The 23,940-nt window shown below is 60.1% G+C and carries 15 protein-coding genes and 2 pseudogenes; 8 read left to right on the top strand and 9 right to left on the bottom strand.

Annotated features, from left to right (window positions below):
• The first annotated feature begins 278 nt into the window (after positions 1-278).
• The 3 genes and pseudogenes from AC6CH3_RS15260 (at position 279) to AC6CH3_RS15270 (ending at position 3,828) form a co-directional block, all read left to right on the top strand.
• Positions 279-1,412, top strand: a complete 1,134-nt coding sequence (locus AC6CH3_RS15260) for a serine hydrolase (protein ID WP_498133220.1) — start codon at positions 279-281, stop codon at positions 1,410-1,412.
• Between the two features lie 59 nt (positions 1,413-1,471).
• Positions 1,472-1,624 (top strand): annotated as a pseudogene (locus AC6CH3_RS15265) (IS110 family transposase); the annotation flags it as partial.
• Positions 1,625-2,700: 1,076 nt separating this feature from the next.
• Positions 2,701-3,828 (top strand): EAL domain-containing protein, encoded by a 1,128-nt coding sequence (locus tag AC6CH3_RS15270; protein ID WP_498133221.1) that lies wholly within the window; start codon positions 2,701-2,703, stop codon positions 3,826-3,828.
• Positions 3,829-4,719: 891 nt separating this feature from the next.
• On the opposite strand, the gene AC6CH3_RS15275 is transcribed toward AC6CH3_RS15270, so the two are convergent.
• Positions 4,720-4,845 carry a hypothetical protein gene (locus AC6CH3_RS15275; protein WP_498133222.1) on the bottom strand — a complete coding sequence of 42 codons (126 nt, stop codon included), beginning with the start codon at positions 4,843-4,845 and terminating at the stop codon, positions 4,720-4,722.
• 525 nt (positions 4,846-5,370) lie between these two features.
• Between AC6CH3_RS15275 and AC6CH3_RS15280 the strand changes: the two genes are divergently transcribed.
• On the top strand, positions 5,371-5,793 hold the full coding sequence (locus AC6CH3_RS15280; RefSeq protein ID WP_498133223.1) for a DUF7793 family protein: 423 nt from the start codon (positions 5,371-5,373) through the stop codon (positions 5,791-5,793).
• 285 nt (positions 5,794-6,078) lie between these two features.
• Here the strand turns inward: AC6CH3_RS15280 and AC6CH3_RS15285 are convergent, their stop codons facing one another.
• Entirely contained in the window at positions 6,079-6,402 is a 324-nt protein-coding gene (locus AC6CH3_RS15285) for a histone-like nucleoid-structuring protein Lsr2 (RefSeq protein WP_498133224.1), read from the bottom strand.
• A 1,218-nt stretch (positions 6,403-7,620) separates the two neighbouring features.
• Here AC6CH3_RS15285 and AC6CH3_RS15290 point away from each other — a divergent pair.
• Positions 7,621-7,809: pseudogene (locus AC6CH3_RS15290) on the top strand (helicase associated domain-containing protein); the annotation flags it as partial.
• Entirely contained in the window at positions 7,810-8,094 is a 285-nt protein-coding gene (locus AC6CH3_RS15295; protein ID WP_498133225.1) for a helicase associated domain-containing protein, read from the top strand.
• A 76-nt stretch (positions 8,095-8,170) separates the two neighbouring features.
• Here the strand turns inward: AC6CH3_RS15295 and AC6CH3_RS15300 are convergent, their stop codons facing one another.
• Both AC6CH3_RS15300 and AC6CH3_RS15305 read right to left on the bottom strand, forming a co-directional pair.
• Complete coding sequence (locus tag AC6CH3_RS15300; protein ID WP_498133226.1) at positions 8,171-8,821, bottom strand: Helicase associated domain protein; 651 nt, start codon at positions 8,819-8,821, stop codon at positions 8,171-8,173.
• 1,061 nt (positions 8,822-9,882) lie between these two features.
• Positions 9,883-10,278, bottom strand: a complete 396-nt coding sequence (locus AC6CH3_RS15305) for a hypothetical protein (protein WP_498133227.1) — start codon at positions 10,276-10,278, stop codon at positions 9,883-9,885.
• Positions 10,279-11,172: 894 nt separating this feature from the next.
• Between AC6CH3_RS15305 and AC6CH3_RS15310 the strand changes: the two genes are divergently transcribed.
• The gene (locus tag AC6CH3_RS15310) at positions 11,173-12,840 is read left to right on the top strand and encodes a hypothetical protein (RefSeq protein ID WP_498133228.1); all 1,668 of its coding nucleotides are present in this window, start codon (positions 11,173-11,175) and stop codon (positions 12,838-12,840) included.
• Positions 12,841-14,334: 1,494 nt separating this feature from the next.
• Here AC6CH3_RS15310 and AC6CH3_RS15315 read toward each other — a convergent pair.
• The 5 genes from AC6CH3_RS15315 to AC6CH3_RS15335 form a co-directional block, all read right to left on the bottom strand.
• On the bottom strand, positions 14,335-15,252 hold the full coding sequence (locus tag AC6CH3_RS15315; protein ID WP_498133229.1) for a hypothetical protein: 918 nt from the start codon (positions 15,250-15,252) through the stop codon (positions 14,335-14,337).
• A gap of 1,023 nt (positions 15,253-16,275) precedes the next feature.
• On the bottom strand, positions 16,276-16,710 hold the full coding sequence (locus AC6CH3_RS15320; RefSeq protein ID WP_498133230.1) for a hypothetical protein: 435 nt from the start codon (positions 16,708-16,710) through the stop codon (positions 16,276-16,278).
• 672 nt (positions 16,711-17,382) lie between these two features.
• Positions 17,383-17,520 carry a hypothetical protein gene (locus AC6CH3_RS15325; RefSeq protein WP_498133231.1) on the bottom strand — a complete coding sequence of 46 codons (138 nt, stop codon included), beginning with the start codon at positions 17,518-17,520 and terminating at the stop codon, positions 17,383-17,385.
• 97 nt (positions 17,521-17,617) lie between these two features.
• The gene (locus tag AC6CH3_RS15330; RefSeq protein WP_498133232.1) at positions 17,618-19,909 is read right to left on the bottom strand and encodes a KAP family P-loop NTPase fold protein; all 2,292 of its coding nucleotides are present in this window, start codon (positions 19,907-19,909) and stop codon (positions 17,618-17,620) included.
• Between the two features lie 1,836 nt (positions 19,910-21,745).
• Positions 21,746-22,333: a hypothetical protein gene (locus tag AC6CH3_RS15335; RefSeq protein ID WP_498133233.1), complete on the bottom strand. Its 588-nt coding sequence runs from the start codon at positions 22,331-22,333 to the stop codon at positions 21,746-21,748.
• 495 nt (positions 22,334-22,828) lie between these two features.
• On the opposite strand from AC6CH3_RS15335, the gene AC6CH3_RS15340 reads away from it, so the two are divergent.
• Complete coding sequence (locus AC6CH3_RS15340) at positions 22,829-23,851, top strand: zinc metalloprotease (RefSeq protein ID WP_498133234.1); 1,023 nt, start codon at positions 22,829-22,831, stop codon at positions 23,849-23,851.
• Positions 23,852-23,940: the final 89 nt, after the last annotated feature.

Below are 23,940 nucleotides of genomic sequence, written 5' to 3' on the forward strand. Positions count from 1 at the left end.
CTCTGTCGTCGAGATGAAACCGACCCACCGTGGCCCCTAGGAGCGGCTCCGCCTGGGTTAAAGGTTTTTCTAGTGTCTTTGTCCCAAGCTGGGGGCATTCGGCAGTCACTGACGGCCGCTTCCCGGAGGGAGTGCTGAACAAACGCTGTTTGACCACTGATCCTCGCATGAGGTGAGTGGGTTCAACCTAACGTCAACGGATGGTTCCGGCTGAAAAATTCGCACAAGGAGCCGGCACGCGGGGGTGTACTTCCCAATGGGCGAAAGCAGTCAGGGCAGTGGGTGACGCCGCGATGAACACGTTCCATGGCACGCACCCCGCCGGGACCCGGCACCGGAGGCTGAGCTGGCACGCTACGCGCACGGCGCGCTTCCTTGCCGCTCTCACCGTCGTGGTCATCGCCACAACCAGCAACTCTGCAGCAGCGCCCGCACCGTCCCCCGCCGCCTCACAATCGGCACCACCAGCGACAGCGCCATCAGCCATCAGCAGCCCCACAATACAGTTATCTGCTCCGGCCCCGGCAGCAACGTCCCCCAGCAAAAAAACATCATCGAGCGCTGCACCGACGAAAAAGGCAGCCCCCACCGCCCCGGCCGCCCCGAATCGAACAGTTTCGCCATCGGCCCCGTCGGCGACGAAAAAGGCAGCCTGGCCCACCCCGCCGCCTGCGCCCAGGATTCCTGCGCAAGCGGCTCCCATCCTGCCGGCCCACGAGACAGACATCGACGTCGAACTGGAGGGGCAGATCAACGGCATCATCGGGGCAAACAGCCAGTACCAGCTGGGGGTGGCCCTGATCTACACCGCAGACGGCGCCGTCCACCAGTACGGGGTCCGAGAAAAATTCGTGGCAGCCAGCACAGGAAAGATACTGGCCGCGGTCGCGTACTACCACTTTGCCGAAACTGGCCAGCTATCCCTGACAGCCCCACTTGGCCGCTGGACCGCTGCGTTCCAGATCCAGCAAATGATCCAGCAAAGCAACAACGATTCCTGGGCACTGATTGTTCGAGCCATCGGATACCAGCGGATCCATGATTACGCAGCATCGATCGGGATTGCCTACAACAGAACTTATAACACCCTTTCCCCGGCAGAAACGGCCAGGACACTGGCCCTCCTCTACAACGGAAAGCTGATCAACGGCGCTCATACCGCCCAATTGCTCTCCTACATGCAGCACACCAACTACGAGACGCTGATTCCCACCGCTGTCCCGCCCGGCATTACTGTGTTCCATAAGTACGGGCTGCTCAACGGGAACCTGCACGACGCGAGCATCCTGGTCCAGGGCGGTCACGCGTACGTTTTCGTGGTGTACACCCTAGGCGCGGGCCTGGTCGACATACCCGCACGCACTGTGATCATCCATCAACTTACCCGCGCGGTTGTGTCCGGCCTCTTCTGAACTAGCTTGTGACGACGCACTTTGCGACGCCATGCTGGAGTTGCGCTGAGGTGCCCGCTAATCCGGCCTGCCGGGCTTACTACGACCGGAAACGCAGCGAAGGCAGACGTCATAACCGAGCCTTGGTAGCCCTCGCCCGAAGACGCTGCGACACCCTCTTAGCGATGCCCAGAGACGGAACCGTTTACAGCACGAAAACACGCCGCGGCTGACGAGAAAAAGAGCCTCACACCGCAAATGCTTCTTCTAACACCCCCCAATTGGGCTGGCAGCAGGACTGATGCCGATGGACCATTAGACGACAGTCTGTTCTGAACGTCTCGGGGACACACTGTCCACGATGTCTTGAGACAGAAGTGTCAATTAAGTCATGAGACTCCACAGCCACCTCCCACTAAACGCTCCCTCAGGTATGAGGAAGCAAACGCACGAATTCGCAAGCCCACAGAACTGCGGCAGACTCTGGCCACTGCGGAACTGTTGCCCTTCCAGTCGCCGATGCCACCCTCCATCCACTCTCCCGCTTGAAGGGTTCTCCGTCGACTCACTCTTTCTCGAACGCGCTCAAGCCGTGATCGTCTGGAACGGCCACCTGGGAGAGTGCACCATACAAGGAGCTATTGGGGTGATTTCAATGCTCCGTGAGGATCTCCACCAGCGTTTCCAGGTCCGCCCGACTAGTCCGGGAATAGGCCTTCTGAACGAGCGGATCGGCAACCTTTCCGAAAATACCGCCTAGGCCTGAGTCCGCTTCTACCCGGGCGGTAAAGCGGGTTCCATCCCCTTCCGGTTCTCATTTAGGTCGATGGTCGCTGCTGCGGCCTGTTCAGCAATCCTGCTTACGGGCTGTGGGGGCCCGCCGCCGCAGCCACCGGCGACGGTTGAAACATCTGCGCCAGCCAAGGATCGGAAGACCATTCCGGACGTCGCGGATAAACCGTTCAGCGAGGCTCGTGACCTGGTGGCGGCGTCAGGAATCGACTATGAGGCGGTGGGCAGTGACGGCGTGAAGTTCACCGATAGACCGCCTGCCACGGCTGCGGAAGGCTCAGCGGCAGGTGAAAGCCGCTAATTCGCTTGGAGCCCAGTTATTCCACGTGCGCCTGTCATAAAATGTTGGCTCTGATTCGCAATCCTGCTGTTTGGGGCGAATCCTTTTGACAAAGTTTATGACAAGCTTGTTCTAATGCCTGTAGGATTCGTGATAGCCCGGTCATGCGCATTCTGTGGATTTGGGCCTGTCTCGTATTGGGCTCAGCCAGTACGAATAGCCACAGAGGAATGGCCGATGTCTCGGGATGAGTTTTCTGTTTCACCGGATGCCGGCGCAGAACATACGGGCGCTGGGGCCCCGGACACGTCGGCAGGGGATGAGCACCACACGGCTCTGCGCCAGCAAGTGGTGGAGATAATCGACGCTGTCCTGGCCGATACGGATCCCGGCGGCGAATGGGCCAGGACGCAGCTCCGGGATCTTATCCAGGCCCGGCCCGATGATCCGGAGGGCGCCCTGCTGGAGCACCTGATCGCAACCAGGAACCGTTGGGCATCAGCTCCTGACAGCGTGCTCCCCCCGGGTCTGGGCGCCCTGCACCCGGGATCCCCGGTCAAGCCCCGGCCCGTGCCGGTGCCTTTTAGCGTGGGCGTCAGGAAACGCATCACGGCCGTTTTGCGGGACAAGCTGCTGCTGACAGCTTTCCAGCCCATCAATAAGCTTCCGGACGGGAACGTGATCGGTGTCGAGGCGCTGACAAGGTTTGTCTATCATGACGGTGCCAGCGCAGATGTCTGGTTCCGTGAAGCCGCGGCAGCGGGCCTGGGAACGGACCTGGAAATCGCTGCCTTGCGCTGCGCCCTGACGGCGGCACGGGAAGTTCCCCGGAACCGGTTCGTCGCCTTTAACCTCACTCCGGCAACATGCCGTGACCCCCGCGTACGGGAAACGCTGGGCGGGGCGCAGCTGGACCCTGACAGGATCGTCGTTGAAATCACGGGCGACCCCGGGACGGCGGAAGGTCTGTCCTGGGCGGATGCGCTGGCACCGTTGCGGGGGCGCGGTTTGCGGCTGGCTTTCAGCGCTTCTGGAGCAGGCTTCGTTTCCATGGACCAGATCACACGGCTGCGCCCGGACATCCTCAAACTGGATCGACATCTGATCGAAGGCATTCAGGACTCCAAGGGACAACAGACCCGCGCGGCGTCCATCGTTGAGCTCGCCCGCCAGATCGGCGCCGACGTGATTGCCGAAGGAATCGAAACACGCGCCGAACTTACTGCAATCAACGCACTGGGCGTGACCGCAGGGCAGGGGTACCTGCTCGGCCGTCCCTCGGTCCAGCCTCTGGACTGGTCAGCCTGGACCATCCAGGAGCAGATGGAATCTCCAACTGCAGACGAACACAGCCCCCTTCGGTAGGGTCCTCAGCCGCGGGATGGGCAGCGCCGCCAGGCATCCTGATATATTTCGAGTCAGTGCCGGGCCGCAACGCATCGCCGACAAGACCGCTCGCCTGCCGCAGGCAGTCGGCGCTGGAGGCTATCCGCGTCGAGTGCTCTCCGATCAGGTCGGGCATAGCCTGAGGGAGAGATTTCAATCGCTATCTGGACTGTGGCCAGGGGCTCACCCAAACATCAATCCCGTTTCGCCGAATCGGATAGGCAAAGAACCCTGGAGCGGTGATGACACGGATGGTTCCTTCCGCCATCGCCGGTCGCACGCGGCCATTTGTGCGGGGTTCCTTAGTGCTCGCCGGCACGGCGGCGGCCCGCTCGTTTCCCGGAAAGCGGACGGGTCACCTGCCGAAGCCATAGATCATTGAGGGTCGTAACGACGACGGTAGAAGGGATAATACGCCAGCAGAATCAAGGGACAGGAAACGCCACCAAGAGAGTTAGATGCCGGCGTGGTTAGTCGATTTTGAGCACCCAGTCTTTGTGCTCGGCGGGAGAGGCCCCGATAAACGCAACCGCGGCCCGGTCCTGTTCTGTGGCGGCCCGATTGAACCCGGGCACTGCGGTTCCGCGAGGTTCTCTGTAGCAGAGCCACATTTCCTTGAGGTCGGCTGAAGTTAGTCCAAGGGCCCATACAAATTCCGAAAAACCCGCTGCAAACTTCGAGTTATCAATGTGCGTTCCGCTGCCCGGGGACGTCGCCGGGCTCTAAGAGATCTGCGGCGTCGACGGGCCGGCGTCTTGGGTCAGGTCTGGTCATCGAAATGGGGCGCCTGTGCCTGGACTTGGCGGGCCCGGTTCATGCACCGTCGGGAGAGCTGGCAGGGCGGTCCCGGCCGGCGGTCCGGTACAGGTCTCAGGCCCATTCGAATTCGGCTGCCGCATCGCGGTAGCGGGCCTCATCGAACAGGCGCCTGCCGATCTGGTGGCGGACGAGCGCTTCGGTGGTCGGCGTACGGGCAAGACGCAGGGGCTTCTTCATGCAACCTGGCCGCATGGTGCCATCGGTAGCGGCGCTGATAGGTCTGGGCAAGAACGAGCAGTGGCCTGAGCCGGTCCCGGGACGCTGCCAGCAGTGCCAATCCTTCGGTGAGGGATTCTTCCTCCCTGCCCAGCAGGGAAAGGATCCACACCCATTCCAGTGCCGTGCAGTCCCCGAGCCGTGCCTCCATGGCATCCCGGTCCAGGACGACATCACGCAGGGTTGCCGGAATCCATCATCCAGATATCCCTGGTCCCTGCCCCAGACAACTTATCGTCTTTCCTCGCTCTGACATTGGGGGCTCCGGGACCGCAGAGACCGCGCCCTCTTTTCCGATAAGACGGGCCAGGAGCGGGCTGGACAAGTACCAGCATAGGCCCGTCCCCTGCAACGGCACCGCAGGTGAGATGCCGACTCAGGCGGTGCCTATTGCAAAAACGAAGCCGGAAAGTGGGGCCTTCCCAAGGGGCATCCAGCCTCAATGTGTATGCTCAAGAGGCCGGTGCTTCTGGGCGAAGGGATGAGATGACGCGGGTTGCTCTGGACGGGATCAAAAGCACTGTTGAGCTGTGCGAGGACGTCGTGATTCTGCGGTGGACTCCGGGCGTGACCATCGAGGGGCGGGATGCCGCGGCCGCTGTCACAGCCGTAAGGACACTCTCCAGTGGAAGCCGCTATCCGCTGCTGGTCGATATGGCGGGGACGGCATGGGTGACCGCGAAAGCCCGAAGGCTTTTTGCGGCCGCAAACGTAGCGCCCAGGATAGCCCTGCTTGGAGAGTCCCCGGTTGACCGGGTAATGGCGACCTTTTTCCTCGGGCGTGTCCGTTCGCCTTGCCCCGCCCGTTTCTTCACCTCCACTGAGGAGGCCATGCGCTGGCTCAATAGTCCCGAGCAGGCTGCTCCAGCGGCGGGAACAACGGCTTCTGGCGATGACAGGGCAGGGTGACGGTGGTACCGCCAGCGTTTGAAGACCAGCCACCTGACGTGGTGGACGCCAACAACATCCTCTCCTCGCTGCTCGACAGGCTTGAGCCTGTGCTGGCGGGTGGGCGTTCAGGCTGAGGTGCCAAGCCGCTTTCTGTGGTGGAAGCGGACCTCACCATGGAACCGAGGCGCGATACCGGGGGCCGGTTTCAGGGCAGTCGGTACCGCCGCTGGGCAGCCGGCATATCAAGCTAGCGGCCTGCCCGCCAGTCTGCAGGGCATGGGCTGCCCGTCCCCAAGGCTGCTCTTAGTGCGTTACCTGATATTTTTCCAGGATGTCTGCGCGGATCTTGCCGCGGGCATTGACCGGCAATCCCTGCTCTTCGGCCCAGGCACGGACCTGCGCCGTGGATGGCGTTTTCCTTGCGCGAGTGGAACGTTCTTTGATCCGCGACGAGGAAACTTTCCGCCCGGCCTCAATGTAGGGGCTGAACGCTGACCGCAAATCACTCGCATGTTTGTCAGTCAGGTCAATCTCGTAAACCGTGCCGTCCAGGGCGAACCTGACTGTTTCGTCGGCAGCCGAGCCATCAAGGTCGTCTTCCAAAATTGTAATTCTTCTAATTGCCATTCCAAAAGGCTAACAGCGTCCATTGGCGGAATTGTCCCGTTACAAAGGTTCCGCTGCAGCGCCAGTCGAAGCTTCATTCCCGAGGATTCTCCCGCTCCTGCCGCGACCGCTCGGCCAGATTAATCGCTGGCATATCAACCGAAAGGTAACCTTCCCAGCCTGCGACTTCTTCGCTGCATTTATCGCACTGCCATTGCACTATCCGGTCATTCGTCATAACTATTTCCCCAGTGGATGCTTTGAATCACACATTACCTCCGGAGTCGGAAGAACGTAATGAACAGCGTGCCTTGCCTGCAGAGGATTACTGCTGTGCCCTTGACCCTCCACCTGACGAGACGGCTCATGCCAGATTGCGAGGTTGATGTCGTCGGACAGCGAGGCCGAGACTCGGGCGCTGCCGTGAATCCCCACAGGCGTGCGCTGTACCTTGGTTCTGAATCTCCTCCAATAGGAAACCGCAGCAATTGTCTGGGCGGGCGATGGCTCAGGGACCACTCCCCCCGGCCCCTGCACCATCGCCGTCGTCCTGCACCCCAATTTGATAGGGCGGCGTGCCGGGCAACCCCCCAACGCATTGATGCCCGGCGCCTAGATCCAGTAAAATAGCCGCAGGTTTACCAGAACATGCGTAGCGAGTACTCGTTTTTTATAGCTTCTGACACTTAGTGCCAGCCGAGCGGATGGCTTCAAGCGCCTAAAGGTGGGCGCTGGGAATCCGCGTATGGCGGGAAATCTGTGCGGTGGGACAGTTTCCGCCTATTGAATGCCCTCATCGTAGGAAGCGCCAGTGGCAGGATGGGACTGTGGCCACTGCAAGACCTGATGCTGTTCCGAATCCGGAGTGGGTGCAGATGTACCGGGCTGGTCTTTCCTACGGACGGATCGCCGAGCTGGCCGGCACCCACCTTCCACGGTGGGTTACCACGTCAGGGTGGCCAAAACTGTCGATCCAGGGCTCCGCTCTGCACATGAAACGACACCGCCACCAAAAACGACCCGGGTGACGTACCAAGGTTTGGACCGAATGAAACAACTGATCACGGCCGTGCAGGAGACGGGCCGGTAACCTTCGCAGTCGGCCAGTGACTTATCCGAGCAGACCTTGGCGGCCTGACTCAAGCGGCGCCGAAGTGAAGCTCATGCAGGGACCCTCGGCCCTGCCTACCGGGAGGGACTCAGCGTCCTTCCAGGCTGGGAAGGAACCCCCGGACCGTCATCTTCCAAGCCAAATGGCAGGACAGGCTGAGAGCCCTGGTCGCCTACCGGGCCGCAGGTAATGACTGGCCGCTGCACGAGGGAACAACCGGCGAAGAACATGGACTCGGCGTTTGGCTGCATCGCCAGCGATTTGAGCTGCGTCGTGGCGAGCTCAATCCACGGAAGTCTGCGGCGCTGGATGCTGCCGTGCCGGGGTGGCTGACGGGCAGGAAGCGCGGATCGCTGGCGAACGAGGCCCGATGGCAGGGCCGTCTGGCAGCCCTCGCCTCAAACCTGGGAGCCCGACGGGACTGGCCGCGGTACAAGGCCGAAGCCGGCAGCGAAGAGCATCAGCTCGGCGTCTGGCTCCAGGTTCAGCGGAACACGCAACGCCAGGGAAAGCTCACTCCTACGAGGGCGGAGGCGCTCAACGCCGCGGTACCCGGATGGCAAACCGGCAGGCGGCAAGGGCAGAAAGCAAACGTTCACTAGCATTCATCAGAGAAATTGCAACGGATCAATGTCCAACCGCAGGTCACTACCTTGCCCCCAGTGGGCACAACCCGTTCTAGGGTTTGGGCTTCCTGCCGCGTGTTCTTCCGGTCCTCCATACGGGGGCAGCGGCATCCAGGGCGTCTGCTTTGGCGGGGTCGAGTTCGCCCCGGCGCTGCCTGAACCGCTGGGTGTGCAGCCAGACGCCGAGCTCATGCTCCTGGCCTGTGATGCTGGCCTTGTGGCGCGGCCAGTCCTGTCCCGAGGCCCGGTAGGCGGCCAGCGCGGCGAGCAGTTCCTGCCATCGTGCCTCATCTGTCACGGCCCGGGGTGTGCCCTGCCAGTCCGGCAACGCCGCCAGGGCCTGACGGTAGGCCGGTGCGAGCGTTCCGTCAGCGGTTTCGCGGCGGCGCCGCTGAAGCCACTCAGCAAGGGTTCGCTCTGCTGCGTCGACTGAGCGTCTGGCTGGGTACCCGCCGGTCTCCTGCACAAACGCCATGAGCTGCTGCAGACGTTCCCGCCCCCGCCCCGTGACCTCGGGTTTCCGTGCCGCTGTCTGATGCTCGCTTTGCAGGCCTGGGTCCTGTGTGCGCGCGAGTCCGAGGTGGTAGCCCACGGTCGCCGGCGCGGCGCCGGTGAGGTCTGCGATCTGCCCCCGGGTCAGGCCCTTCCGGTACATGAGCACCCACTCCGGGTAAGGGGCGCTGCGCCCTGGAGTACCTGTCACGGGTCCATCCTGCCAAAGGCCCCGCCGGATCCGGAATCTTCGAGTGTCCGCTGCACTCAGGTACGCCTGGCCGCTATGTCGTCCGCCGGCTGTCCGTGTCCGGGAATTCACGGAGTGTGGCCGCTACGGCTCTGACCGCCGCGGGGTCTTCCGTCCAAGGCCGGCCTGTCCGCGTACAGGCTTGGAAGCTGGACACTTTCGAATGCTTGGCTGCCTCAATAAGTTCGTCCCAAGCACACCGCAGATCCTCCAGGAGTTCCGGTGACAAAGGCTCATCCTGGGCTACCGCAGCCACAGGAGTAGTCACCGAAGGAACCGCGCCCGCAGCTTTTCGCTGAAGGAGATTTCTGAGACCCATTTCTGTTGTCCCTTCTGACGACGGGGAGCGCATGGCCACGCTTCATGAGCTGACCAACCGCCTGGAACATCTGGAAAAAGCGCACTTTCAGCTTGGTCCACGAGTCCAGCACACGGGTGGTCGCCGTCGGCCAGAGGACATCGGCGACTTTCAGTAGTATGAACCCCGGCTTGCTTCGCGGCGCCTGCATGACCTCAGGGGTCTGCTTCTTGTGATGTCTGGTTATGAGTATCGTTCCTTTCCAGTGTGATACAGGAAGCCACGCCAGAAAAGTAAGTGGAGCTATCAGATGGCGCATCCAGCGTCTCCGCCTGAACTTTCGACGCCGGCGGCGACTGCCGGGAGGAAGTTGCTCTCCCGGGTGTGGAGCCAGGACCGGATTCGCCAACGAGTGAGTATGTGATGCTCGCAGCAGTTTGCCGTGATCATGCGGGATTCGCAGGTGCATTTGCGAGGCCTTCATCACGCTTTTACATATGCCTCGGGGGTATGCCTTTAACCATGTATATGAGATGGGGCCAGCAGGCTAAGCCATCTCACCGGGGTCGCTGGCGAAACTTCTCAGGTGGGTACTGCAATGCTGAACATGTGTGCTGATCGCAAAAACCCCGGTCTGATGCGGTTCTTTGCTACCCGCCTCTGTGAAAAAAACTTGGCAGCCATTTGTGCAGCCGGATACGCCCGCGGCGCCCCCGCGCCCGGTTCAGTTCCCGGCAGCGAAGAACCCGTTGCCAACCAGTCTCAGCGTCGTCACTAGGAGAGCCATCAGCATGAAAGCAACGCCGAACCAGCGAAGCCAGCGGGGGTTCGCGAAAGGGGTGGTTGAGTAGTCGAGGCCCCACATCCTGAGCTTCTCCATCATGGCCGCATAGACGACGGCCGATCCCCGGAAGTTCGTCGCCAGAATAAGACCGAACAGGGCGGCAACGAGACCTATTCCTGTCGAGGCCCACGACATCACAACTTCTTGTTCAGATTCCGTGAAGACGATCGTGCCGGCGAGCATGGCGATGCCGAAGATGGCGGCCGCGGCCAGATAGACCACCATGATGGCTTTCTGGGGCTGGGGCAGAGCCTTGACGAGCTTCCAAGCGTCCATGTCTCCCCCTGGCCATTCAGAGCCAGAGGCTCGCTGGAGCCAAACGTAGTCCGCTTGCGTCCGAGCCACAACGGTGACGAGCGTAATCTGTCCAGTAGTACCCCCCTTGCCTGGAAACCGTATTCTTCGACTGGATCGAGGACTACGAGAGGTTCCTGTCCGATCCCGGAATCCCTGCGATCGCCCGTGAGCTCGACCTCCGAGAGCCGCCGTTGAAGGCTGACCCCGTGGCACTGTATGACTCCTGACGCTGTCGCAGCCCAGCGGGATTCATGCTGCATGTCAAGGTGGTTTCCCGGTCAGGAGCTGACCCTTGCCTGGGCGGGAAAGTCTGGTTGGGCCCGAAACCCGGCACCAAAGGCAGCATCCGGCTGGCCAGGATGCCATGGCTTCATCAAGATGCCCGCCAAGGCGGGCATCTTGACATGATCCCCGGGCGGGTCTTGAGCGATTCCGCGGACGCTGGGATGGAGCATTGATCGGCTGGAGAGCGGATTCATCGTGCGTCTTCTCGGCGGAGCGCTGTTGTTCGTAGGCGGGATGCCCTATGCGTTCAGGGAGCTCGAGAGTATGGTTTCGATATGGCAGGCCAAAGTTATTCTCCAACCGCCGTTGAGATTCTGGTCGCGGGGGCCCACGCTGAGGTGTTTCGGGACTTGGCACCGGCCGCGTCGACCGAACTGGCGGTGAGCCCATCACGTGAGGTTCGGGGTGCGTCCGACCTATTCTTCGATCCTCAGCAAATTGTGGATGTCGTCCAAGGTGTGACCGCGGTAATCACGGGTATTGGAGGCGCGGCTCAAGTTGTAGAATGGGCTCTCGCCAAGCTTGGCGAGGGCCAAGGCGACGTGGTTATTAAGTCCGGCACGACGAGCGTGACTATAAGATCCGGAGATGACCCAGGGACTGTCCGCCAGTTGTTGGAGTCGGCTCTACGCATGCTCTGAAATTATGTTCCTCTTTAGTTCAGATGCCGTCGGACGGTTGGACATCACACATTTGGGAATGTGGCTCAACTTTGATTCAGCGCGCCGCGCCGAGGAGCCTGCACTGACTCACCTCTTTGCAGCGACAGCAAATTATAGTGTCGGCGACGAACATCGCGACTATCTTGATGCGCTTACGGACCCAGAAGATCGTGTATCCGCCATAGCCCTCTTTACCGCTGTGGCTCACGAAAGTAGACACTTTCATGATTTGCTGCTGACACCCTATGGCGCCATTTTGATGGGCCATCATGTTCGGGCTGCTATGGCGATCCTCTCGTCCGTGGGTAGTTTGACATCCAAACCCGCGATAATTGTCCCGCTGACCGAGTGGCGCTCGCTGCAGCCCGTGCTGCGGCTGTTGGCGCCGGACCTCGGATTGCCCACTCCGAAGATCGAGGTACTCACTGAAGTCTTGGACGAAGTAGGCCGGGACATGAAGGCCCTCGACGGTGGCATCCTTCATCCTGAAGTCCCGGTTACAGCGACTCAAATCTTGGAGTCCAGCGCGATCTGGGTCCAGATCGGCCATGCCGGTCGGCTGATCAATGGGGGACATCAAGAGCTAGTTGACGTTTTAAAGCGCGGACCTGCATACGACCGGTATTTTGGAGCCATAGAGTACATAGATCAACGATTAGGTTCGTTACCTAGTGCTGCTTCTCAATACATATTCTTGGCAGCGCTGTGCGGGGATGTTTTCAGCACGAACCCGAAGGCGTTGCGCTCACCCGTCGATGTCCTCTTCGTCCTCGTGCAGTGGATCGCTGACCATGAAAATTTCCCCAGGCCTAGACCGACTTCGAACACCGACGTTTCCGCCGAATTCGACCTCATCTATAATCTGGTCAATGAATTCTTCGAAAGAACGCTGGGTCAAGACGTGGCTGAGCGGATGGCTGCTGCCATGGACCAGAACGCCTTCAACATCGAAAACTGGGAAGGACGCATTGCAAATGTTGGACATGAAGGATGGGCCGAGCAACGTATTCATCAAACCCTTGACCTGTACCGAAACTTTTCTTGGGTTGCGGGCGGCATGGTCGCAAATTTCACGATGGATCCTAGTTGGTACTTCGCAGACCGTTATCTAGACGTGCTGGCGCACCTTCCGCGCCCCGCTACTTATCTTTGGTCTAACTACGGCTTTTCTGCCACGCATGAGATGTATACGGATTATCACATCCAGCAAGAGCTCATCGTTCCACACCAGCAGGGCCTGAGAGAGAACCCTAAGCTCAAGCAGACGATGTCGGAGCTTGCAGCAGGGTCACTAAATGACGGCAATGCGTTGCGTCTTCCGATTGTCATATCCCCGAAAATCTCCGGACGATTACCGGAGGAAGAGATAGGGGGTTTTGCCTTTGCGATAGAGGATATGGACACGGCTCTATGGCTAGCTTACTTCGACAACGTCGTGCCTTTAATGAGACTGCTTATCGACGGCAACGATTCGCTACCGGCTCAGGTGGCATCGCAAGCTGTCCAACTACTGGGTCTCCATGGCGTTAGGGTCTACTCTCACGGGGGCTTGCTTATGACCGGCCTGCCACCCCGTTTCAGCGCGTCCTGGTAGACCATGGCACCGTCTCACGGGACGTGAAAGCCGGCTGAAGCGCGAAAACAAGCCGCTCAATCCCGCCGCGATCCAGCGACAGGTTCAGGCCCTCTGCGCAGAGCTGCTAGCCCTGACAACCGCCAAACATGCTCCAAGAATCCAGCCGGCCATCCGGGCAAAATCAAATGATTCCACGAAACAATCCAGGCGGGCACCTTGACATGATTCCTCGGGCCCCGCCGCCCCGGCTCGTGTCATTTGGAGATGTGTTCCCGGCGTAGGCCCCCGTAGCCGCCGTTGTTGTCTCAATGGGCAGCCGACCAAGACTCCGCCCTAAGCATGAACGGACTGCACTCGCTTCTGCGGTCATGATGGTCTCCTCTCCCCAGGACCCTCGCGGGCCCTGCCGCAAGTGTGCTCTGCCGCGGTTGCATAGGGGTTTCAGCAAAGTGAAGTCTTCATGCCTTCAGACCCGGGTCCGCAGCCTTTGCCGCGCGAGGTGGTAGCGCACCGTCGACGGCGGGGCGCCAGTCAGTTCAGTGATCTTCTTGCTGGACAGGCCTCCCCGGTACAGGAGAACCCTATTGGGGTGAGGAGCAGCGCCGGACCGCCTCCTAGCCACGGGGCTATCCTGCCACCGGGACTATTTCGAAATCGACGATCCTGGCCCCAGCGTTTCTCACGCTGCCGCCGGCTCCGGATCAGGCAGATCAGGGACCGCCGAAACGGGGCACTTCAGCACAAGCAGCATCTCCAAATCCAGGAGCTGACGGGTTCCCGTTCTGGTATCGAGGATCCAGAAGAGCTCCAACGCCGGAACGACGGCCAGCACCCGCCCACGGTGCAAGACCCGCCCACCACGGCGTGCCTCAATCTGGTCTCCGACCGCCAAGTCGGAACACACTCGCACTTCTGCCACTGCGGCCATGACCTGCTCCCTCCAAACCGCTACCTGCTTTTGGTTACTGGTCCGTTTGGGCGATAGATCTCGGGTCCTGCTGTCACCGACCTCCCCAAGCAGCGATGGCTCGTTCGACGTAAGCGAGACGTTGGCGCGTATGTCGGTTTCCGGGTTGAGGAGACATTGCAGACCGATGCCTTCCATCATCGCGGTGAACAGCCGTACTTCGATTTCGATCTGTGTTGGGGGAGGGGAGCGACGTCTCTGGCGTCGACGGCTCACAACCCGTTCTAGGGTTTGGGCTTCCTGCCGCGTGTTCTTCCGGTCCGCCACCCCGGGGCGGCAGCGTCCAGAGCCTTTGCCGGCCCTAGGGGTGCCAGCATGGGCGTTGTAGGCACGCTGCCGGAAGGCGCCGTCATTGCCGCGGAGGTAAATGTTGAAACGCTCTTATGCGGGAGATCGCGGCGGGGCTCCACTGAAGCCGCCACTTGGGACCGCCAAATTAGACCGATCGGCATGTGTTGTAGCTCGGCGGAGGCGTCCTTATTTGGACGAGAAGCCCGCGATGCACTCGTATTTGAGAAGAACTATGGTTGGGGGTCCATTGGACCTTATGGAACTAGCGTCCATGTACCAGTTGCCCCCGTTCTCGTGACCATCTTCGCATTGGATGGCGATGTCACCCGCCATGGCCTGTCCTCGGGGAGTCTTACTTCAAAGATACGTGCAACTCCATCCTCAGCCGTGTAGCTGAAGTAGGGAATGAACTGACAGTCGCAATTGTCGGTGACGATCTGAATTTTCCACACGCTTTCTCTGTCTTGCTCGTTCAAGGTGTGGGGCAAGGGCAGCGGTTCTATCTCACGTCCTGCCTGATCTAGACCTTTGATGGATGTGGTCAGTCCGGTATCAAGATTGACCCGAAATGTCGCTGGCACTTCGGCCCCGCATCCGCCAGACAGGTTGGGAACGTATCCTTGAAGGGGCGGGGATGTTGTCTCTGCCTTGGCTCCGATCGAATTGACAGTCAGCCGATGATTGTTCTGCACTTGCACTGTAAGTTCGATGTAATTGCCACTGTTGAGCACGGCTCCGTTATTCAAAGCCCATGTAGTCGTATCGAATTGCGGAGCATAAGGATGTTCAGTCGGCCATGCTGGCGTTACCCACCCCTTGTTCCCACTGCAAAAATGATCCGGCTGAACTCGGACGGTAACGGAAGCGAAGTCATTTCCTACAGCCAGAGGTTCCGGTGGCCAGCCCGGGTCGGCTTGGGCGGTAACGGTTGATGGGGTGCCGGCGACGGGCGGGGTGGTGGCTTGGCTCGCAGCCGCCGACGGTCTCGCGATTGGCGTCACCATGTCGCTCGTGGGAGAAGGGCTTGGAGGATTAAGGACCTGAGGGAACAATGCATTTAGGCCGATAAGAATGCCGACGATTCCTCCGACCACTGTAACTTTCTCCCCAGCCCGTTTCCAATCGACGCGACGTTGAATTGGTTGTTGGGCAGATGAATCATCAGCATTCATAGTGTAGATAGTGCGACCACCCGGAGTAAAAGGAAAGACATAGGCGGCCTCACTGTTTTTCCTCGGGGGCGCTTGGGGTAACGTCCACTCACGACCAATGGGACCGACTGGGTCCTTGGATTGGCAATCGGCTGTGCTGACTCACCGCCTTGATGACGACGTTCGAACGCCTATCTGGGCTCCCAAGGCATGCCCAAAACCCGAAGACGACATGATGCTCGCGCCCGAAACAGGCCGGACTTAGCAGTACGACGTCGTCACCGGAGACTACGCGTACCATCCTGGCATTGGGGTGCCGACACTGCGTCAACCGAAGGGCTCGCTCCGCAGGGACGACATGAGCCCAACCCTGGCATCTTCATCGTTGAGCCGTCTGCGGCCTCTGCTGCAATGTCCCAGGGTGACTGGACGAGGATCACGACGTATCCGACTTGTTCTTGAACGGCGGCGAAGGGTATTCCAGGTATAGACGGCTGGTGTCGGTACTCCCGGGGACCCGGACCGCCAGTCCCTCACCTTCGTTCAATGTGGACCGGGCGTTCCCGACAGGGCCGTGCCTATAGGCGGCGTCGGCTGCGAGGCTGTGGTCCGCGAGGTCGCAGGGCGTGAAGCTTCCTGCGCGCCGCCGCACACATCAGGTCCAGCAAAACCACCCAGCCGGTCCATGGTGGGAAGGGCCGACACGCGCGTCCTCCCCTTGGTGTGGGCCGGTGGGACATTCGATCCGCTCAGCCCCTCTCTCGTGGGCATGGCCGTATTGTGGCTGGTTGGATCCTTTCCCTGGTTGGGTGGCCCGTCGCCAAGGCCGCACTGGACGCCTCCGGCCTGTTAACAGGACTCCAACCATCAGGCGAACACGCTGACGTGCAGGGCTACCCCGACATCGCAAAAGAGTGATTCCTGTGCTTTGGAAATGGACATTTCCTGACTCAATTCGAGTGGTGCAACGTTCCGAAAAGTTCCGGGCAAGGCAAGCCAAGGATTTGGTCAAGATGAGCCCGCGTTTTTCGGTTTCGGTCACGGCTAGTCCTCCGAAGGTGCGTCCTTCCCAAGCTGTGCGTCCTGCGTCGGCGCGTTGACTGGCTCCCGCCGACGCCTGGTCCTGGTGACTTGGTCGACTGTGACGGAGGTGAAATAGAAGGCGACCACCACCCCTGTGATGGATGTGAAGCTGGTCAAAAGCTGCGACGTGATCGTATTCGACGGGCCCCCGCTGCTGGCGAAGAACACAGCCCACGCAACCAGGACCAGGTACATCAACACAACGGACGCGGCGATCGCGTCCCTCATTGCTTTGGCTCCGGGTTCCCCTTGGACGGTCCTCTCGTAAGACCAGATTCCGTAGAACGTGAACACCACTAAGGATCCCAGACCCAGTACGTAGCCAAGGTCCGCGAATTCGTTTTTGAGATTATTCCAGGACCAGAGCTCGATAAACGGAGCACCGATTACCACCAAGGCAATAGGCAAGAGAACCCGCAACCACACGCGTTGCCTCTTTGGGTGACCTTGAACTCCTTTTGCTGCCATGTCCGTCCTCCGCTCGGGGCCGAACACAATCCACTTGCAGGGCAAAGCCGCCCGGCGTGCCGACGTGTTCGTGCCCCGAGTGTGGATGTTGCGAATTTCCCTTGTCAAGTGGCTGGCGTCGCCAGACCCTTATCGTGCCGCTGCACCCTCGCTGTGCGGCACAAAGCGGACGAACATTCCCCTGAATCCAGACGTATTGATTCCCGCGCGACGTTCTCATCCCGGATCAGTGCGTTTGCCTCAGGGAAGTACACCGCGGCGCAACCCTTCGGCGCCGGTAGGTAGGGCACCAGCCGCAAGTTGCCCGCCTGCCGGTCCTGGCCGCTGAACGTGCTGTCAGTTGGCACGCTGTGTTGACAGCTAGGTTGAGACCGGCCACCTGCGGCTGCAGGGCCTTTATACGGCGGCCATGGCAAGATTCGTCAGTTAGCTGTCTTTTGGCCAGCCACATTGGGAATCCATAAACGCCGGGAGTTTTCGCACCTACTGCAACCCCATGCATTTGACGCCCAGAATGGACGTTCTGTCCCGTGAGGCGGGGGGGCGCTTGATGTTGCATTGGGCCTGAGCATCCTCTCTGTCGGCGTTTTTCGGCACCTACTAGCCGCCATCGCCCATGCCGGTGGCTGCGATATCAAACTTTTCGTCCTCCAGCACGGAGTAGTCTTGCGAGCGTTGCTCCACGGCGCAGATAAGGTCGGAGTCCTCGTCGATGCCGATGACTAATTCATCCAGCACCAGCGGCGTAGCCGCCGCCAAATAAGCCCTTGGGTGGTGAAGTATTTGCGACGGCCGGTATTGCGGTCAATCGTGATTGTCGCGACAGTCCAAGCTCTCACGACTGCAGGGCGGTCCGCCCAGTACAGTCGCGTACATCGCTCGGAGTAAGCGGTCCTTCACCCGGACTCGCAATGACGGCCTGCACTTCTGCACTTTTCAGGAGCTCTGCTGTTGATTTAGGCGCCTCTTGGGAGTCGATATAATCTGGGTGGGCACGGAGGTCATCCGCAAGCAACGGCCACCGGATCTCTACCACGGTCCAGAGGGCAAGCGAGCGGGTCGGGACGGTGATCCCTTCTAACGTGCGCAGAGACCGCAGCACAGTGTACGTGTTCACGAATAATCTGATGCTGCGTGGATTCGGTTCCAGAAATTTGCCGTAGGGGACGAGGTCATGGCGAATGCTCTCCTGGATCGGAACTTCATTGTACTTAACCGCGACCGTTCCACGTACTTCCATCCGCTGAACCGCATTGCGGATCTGGTCCGCTCCTTTGGCAGCCTTGGCTAGCTCTTGTTCGTTTGTCGCCTGTCGCACCTCATCCTTGACCTGTTCCACCAACCGTTTTTGCTCTGCTGCTAACGACTCGCTACTTCGTGGCTGCGTAAGCAGTGACTCATAGAAGGCTTGCTTGGTCTCTTCGGTGATCGAAGGCAGGCGTACTTGGAGTTGGAAGATCTTCTCGAGGAACTGATAGCCGAGCGGCCGACCTGGCACCTCAGTGATGCGGACAGAGCTGTAGTGGTTCTCGTAACTGGACCGGATCCACTGTCCATCTGCCGCGATGAATGCGTAGGGTCCGTGTGCGCGCTCTTTTGACGAAGAATCGTGCAGTGATTGGTGGGCATCGCGAACAAGGGTCTGGACCGTCCCGAGGAACTCGACGATATATTCCGGATCGCAGCGGTCAAGGTCATCGATCAGGAACACCACTGATTTCTTTGTGCGCTTCAGAGTCCTTGCGAAGAGACGTCGGACCTCCCACATAGGGTTCGCCGTCGTTGAAACGAAGCCCTTCGCTGAGCGGTGCGAGTCGGGTAGCAGAAAACGGTATGCCGCTGTTATGCCTGCCAGACTAAGAACAAGCAGGGAAACTATCTTACTCACCGCGTCGGCAATCTTACCGCCCGTCTGGAAGTCGAAATTTGCCAAAAGGGCTAGCCCAACCACGCCCGTGATGAGGACGAGGATGGCGAAAACAAAAGGAAACAGCCTGGTCCGAATGACGTGGATCCGGCTAAGCACCTTGGCACTGTAGCGGTGGGCAGCGTCATCCTCGACCGCTTGGCGGAGTGCACTGTGCAGCGTCCACCATTGGACACCCACCTTCTGCTCACGCCAGGCGTTTATTTCTATAACCAGGAAGTCGCACCTGTCTCTAATAGTTTCAACTTCCAGTTCCTTCTTGAGGAGACGGAACAAAGTGCTTTTTCCCGATCCCCAGGGGCCATCGACGTGAATTAGGAATGACTCGCTCATTTCTCTTAGGGCTCTGAGCTTTGTAGCCAACACCTGTGCTAAGTACGTCCGGCCCAGCAGATCCGTTTCAGCGGGTTCATCAGAGGTCCAGTCGGTTCGCTCGGACGACGTCGTATGGCGGGGGAGAACCGCAACGCTCCGACGCCATGAGTTTAGGAGCCCGTCGACTGTTAGGTCCTCCGACAACGAATCGTCAAGCTCGGCAAGGCCGAGCACGGTCAATTCGCCGGTAATCACCTTATGACGGCTTTCGGCTACTGCCCGGATGTCATACAAGCCGCGAACGCGCTCCAGCCATTTTTGGACGGTTGCTGTCGGACCAGCCGAGACATGCAGTGATGTAGACCCGAACATTCCGTTGGCGTACTCAGGGTGGTCTTGCTGGATCGCCGCCGCAATCATGGCTGGTGTTACGGTGGCACCCGCTCCAAGTCGGTCTCGTGCCTGACGCACAGTGCGCGAGTAATAGTTTTCGAGTGTATCGGGTTCGGGTGCCTCTTTCCCTGACTGGGGCGGTGCCTCTTTCTCAGATTGCGCAGGAGCGTGTGCGCCCATCCGCATCAGGGCCGCAAATGCAGTTGGATAGTCAATCCCCAGATCCGCAAGCCGCTTGGAAAGCCGGCCTCTGGTGGTCCTCTGCTGCGCCGAGGTCATAATCGCCATTGCCAGATCCGCTATTCCAAATTCGGCATCCGATGGAACGGACTCCAAGTATTCGCGTACTGCTTCCACAAGCTCCGGTTCAGGGAGTGCGTCGCCGAGTTCGTCAGGAGCCTTAGTGCCGGTTAGTTTAAGCAGCGCCGCGAGCTCAGAACGGGTTACACCTGCTTCGGTGAGGGCTTCTTCGAGCATGGAATCGATGCTCATGAGTGCCCACAGGACTGTCGTCCGGGTGATCCCCTTTCGGTTGCTAGCCCCAACACGCCGACGTTCTCTTTGAGCAGCCGCTGCCAGTCGGGTGGCGTCTGAGATTTGAGATGCAGGCCGGTGATTTGATTGCATGACCAGTTCCGCAAGGAACACTGGACCGGGCGCATGAGTCTTACTGCTCTTCTCCACAGTACGGTTCACCTAGCTCTCGGGTTTCTTGGTAACTCTCCCAAGTGATCGTTACTGTGTCGTTACTCTGTCACCGTACAAGCTCGGATTTGTGAGAACCGGCGCTTAGCGGCCTTATGAGGTGTGAAGAACCGCAGGCCCGGCAGTCGAAGCTGAAGCACTTGGACAGCTGCGATGAGATTGGTGAACCGGTTGTTATGCCGCTACTTCTCCACGCTCAATGGATTGCTCGTGGCCGCGGACCCATGGGCCGCTGATAGGAACTTGATTACGCAACAAAGAGAATTGCAGAATTAATGCGATGGAGCCCGGGTCGATTCTCCCAGAGATTGAGCTCGACGCCGGTGGCAACGAGTATTAGAATCACGGACTTTTGGAGGATGTAGTGCAGGCAACGCCCCAGCCGCGCCCTTTGGATCATTATGCCCGATACCTCCCCATTCAGTCGCTGTCGTACCTCCCGGCCGGCGGCTGGCACGATCGCCTCTGGCGCTTCGTCGCTGATTTTCGCGCACAGATTGATTGCAGAAGCCTTGCGTGCCTGGGCAGGCTTGGCGTGGTCGCGGCCGGCGTGGATGGAGCCCCCGAATCTCTACCGTTCGGAAGCCTTGCTGGCACGGAAGTGCCAATCTCAGCGTGCAGGCAACATGGGAGCACCGGATTAGAAATTCCGGAAGTGGAAGGTAAGCCCCGCCAAGCCGAACAGACCGACCGGTCCCTACCGCTGCCACACGTGCAGCAGCAGCTACTGACTGCCCGTTGGAGCTCCTTCCAGGATCACTCAAGCACCCGGCCGCCTCTGACACAGCGGAATAACGGAATACAATCCAACGCCCTCAACCAAAGGAGACACCCATCATGTTCCCTAAATACGATGCGCAACAGACTGGCAGCTTCCTCACCGCTGCCCTGATCGCCGCAATCCTAGTTAGTTTCGCCTTCGTGTCATTGGCAGCACACTGACCGCAAAGCCTGCTCATGCACTGTAGCGGCACCAATCCTCTACGGGCAGCTGGCGGAACATCGACCCGAACACCAATTCGGTCACCCGAGTGATTTTCGATTGGGGCTGCGCGGATCATGCATCGCTCACGTTTGACGGTAGCTGCGTCTATCCCGGGGGGCTCCATACGGGTGTTTGTGTGCCATCCAACTTGCTGTGACTGGGGGACTCGGACGACCTACGCGGACAAAGGTGGATGGGAACGTCCCCGCTACAACCACAGTTGGGCGACAAAAAAATGTATGGATCAGCCCTACAGTTCCACTGCCGGACTTACCTATACGTGTGAGTCCACACAGACTTCACGCCGGCCGCCAGGACTACACCACCGACGTACGAATGCTGAAGTAGATCCCTTCGGCTGACCAAGAGGCACACCTTCAGCCGGTCCCGCCCAGGATCCGAATGGATCGTGGTGTGGGTGCCTGGATGCTGGCAGCCGCAGTCCCGCTGGTGACGGCCTCCTGCGGTTACCTGTACTCTCGGCCAGGACGTTGGCGGCGGTCGGTGCTTGATTTTGGAGTCGGTCCTCCGGATCTATTGGGATGTCCATTCCACGCAGTTCGCGGAGATCCTCACGTAGTTGGGGATACTGGTTCATCGCCGGGATGGGTTCACTCCTGCCGCGATCCGGCCCGGCCTCAGGGCGGAGATAGTGCGACCTTGACAGTGCTCTCTCCCTGCGGGAACTTGATACGCAGGACCGAATCCCGCGTGTCCGCCGGAACGGTGAAACTGACATTTCCGGACTTGCTTGAATCGCCTGCGACGACGTCATTGAGGCCGGAATCGGGGGATACGCTGATGCCGCCGGCATTCAGCCTGAACGTGGAGTCCCAGAAGTTTATGTCGTACCTGCCGTGGTTGGTGCATCTGACGGAAAAAATCAGGGCGATCTTCCCGGCAACGTCTGGCCGGACGTGCGCGTCGAGAATTTCGTATTCGACGTCGGCGGACCGGTACTTACGCTCGGTTGGCAGTGATACCGCCCACCCTGTACCGTTACCCGGCGCCGGGTTACTGGACGCTGACGCAGGCTGCGTCCGGCTGCTGGGCTGGTCGGTTCCGGCGTCGGTAGGTGGGCTGGAGGCGGTGGGCTTGCCGGCGTCGAATACTCCGAGTTGGCCCAGGCCGAGCAAAAGCCCGGTTACTGCGGTGATCACCGCCGCCGTGGCTGTCAGAAGACCGGGCAGCGTGACCCACCAATTGGTGGGTTTTTCGTCTGCCATATCGGTTCCTCCTTGGGGCCAGTACCGAAGTCGCGCTTAGTGATACCCCAATCCTCCAGCCGACAGGTCCCCACGCGCCAGACACACTTCCGCTCAGGCACAGGCTTATTTTGTCTGGTCATGATGGGGTGTAAGCCCTCATCGCTTTTCGTCCTACGTCTTGCGGAAAGTTAGAAACGCTCTCCACGCGTGGTTCGCTTCTTATCGCTATGGTCCGCAATTAGTCTTTTCGCGAACGACGCAGGACTTCGTTGCGAAGAGAGTACAGAAGTGCCGACGCTGCGGACAGTCCGCTCATCAGGTAGCAAACAAGTCAATCCCACGATGGATAACTCCCAGATCCGGACCTGTTCGCCGGCGATAGCTCAAATAGATACCTGGGGGAGGGAAAGTGGTAACGCCACAGTAATGCTTGCTGTTCTACGGTTATGCCTGCTCCCTGTGTCCTTTCGCGGTGCCTGGAGCGACTGGAAGCAACGAATGGGAAGGTGTGCTGTGAAACTGGAATCACTTCCTGACGAGGTGCTGGCCTCCCTTGAGGTCCGGGATGCGTGGCGGAAGCAGGTAGGCAGCAGCGGCTCAGGCCTGGAGTTTCTCGTCTCGGATCTGGCCCGCTGGGTACCCGGATCTGTGGTGCGGGTGGCTTTCTTGGACGGGGACACCGCCCTCCACGCGGACGTGGCGAGGGCTACTGAGCAGGTTGCCGATGCTTGCAACCTGGACTTTGATTTCGGGGTTAGCCCCTCAGGGGAGTACCGGCGCTGGCACGAGGACGATACCGGGTTGGCGGCCGAGGTCCGGGTCGGGTTCGACATGGACGGTTATTTTTCCTTGGTCGGCACCGACAGCACTGACCCTACCGTGGGATCCCCCGGGGACCCGGTGGGAGGCCGGCCATACCAGCGCAGTCTGAATCTGGGCGGTTTCGTGACGGATCGGCCCGAGGACTGGGAGGGTACCGTGAGGCATGAGTTCCTGCATGCCTTGGCGTTCCATCATTCGCATCAGAACATGCGCGGGGCCTGTGAGCAGGAGTTCCGCTGGGATGATGATCCCGGATATGTACCCACGAGGAATCCGCGCGGGGTCTTTATCCCCGACGCCGCTGGGCGACGTCCGGGAATTTACACCTTCCTGGCGGGTCCGCCGAATAACTGGCCGCGCCGCAAGGTCGATCATAATTTGCGCACCGTGGAGGACCCAGGCATCGTTGCCGGCCCGTTCGATACCGATTCGGTCATGCTCTATGGCTTTCCGTCCTTCTTCTACAAGTCCGATCCGAGCACCTGCGCGCCGACGGGCAACGGCATCGACCTCTCGGCTGGGGACCGGAGGGGACTGGCGCTGCTTTACCCGCATACCGCGGGGCCGGTGGCAGACCTGCAGGAACGGGCCGGCGCCGCCCTGCAGGTGCTGGAACGCGCCGGATCCACTCCGGAATCGGCCGAGACTATGGACGGGGAGTACCGGGACCGCGCTCTCGAACTGCTGCGGGGGCTTTCCGGAGCCGGCTCCTGACCGGCATCGTGCCGGGGCGGCCTGGGAGTCGATGGGTAGCAGCCCCGGAAGGGTATACGTTCACGCTGCTGTTCTCTCGGAACGTCGCT

The sequence above is a fragment of the Arthrobacter sp. GQ119 genome (assembly GCF_059759125.1).

Coding starts and splice junctions, on each gene's coding strand:
- AC6CH3_RS15275 (WP_498133222.1), bottom strand. CDS start 4,845: ATGAAGAAGCCCCTGCGTCTTGCCCGTACGCCGACCACCGAAGCGCTC.
- AC6CH3_RS15285 (WP_498133224.1), bottom strand. CDS start 6,402: ATGGCAATTAGAAGAATTACAATTTTGGAAGACGACCTTGATGGCTCG.
- AC6CH3_RS15330 (WP_498133232.1), bottom strand. CDS start 19,909: ATGAGCATCGATTCCATGCTCGAAGAAGCCCTCACCGAAGCAGGTGTA.
- AC6CH3_RS15310 (WP_498133228.1), top strand. CDS start 11,173: ATGACCCAGGGACTGTCCGCCAGTTGTTGGAGTCGGCTCTACGCATGC.
- AC6CH3_RS15270 (WP_498133221.1), top strand. CDS start 2,701: ATGTCTCGGGATGAGTTTTCTGTTTCACCGGATGCCGGCGCAGAACAT.
- AC6CH3_RS15335 (WP_498133233.1), bottom strand. CDS start 22,333: ATGGCAGACGAAAAACCCACCAATTGGTGGGTCACGCTGCCCGGTCTT.
- AC6CH3_RS15280 (WP_498133223.1), top strand. CDS start 5,371: ATGACGCGGGTTGCTCTGGACGGGATCAAAAGCACTGTTGAGCTGTGC.
- AC6CH3_RS15305 (WP_498133227.1), bottom strand. CDS start 10,278: ATGGACGCTTGGAAGCTCGTCAAGGCTCTGCCCCAGCCCCAGAAAGCC.
- AC6CH3_RS15315 (WP_498133229.1), bottom strand. CDS start 15,252: ATGAATGCTGATGATTCATCTGCCCAACAACCAATTCAACGTCGCGTC.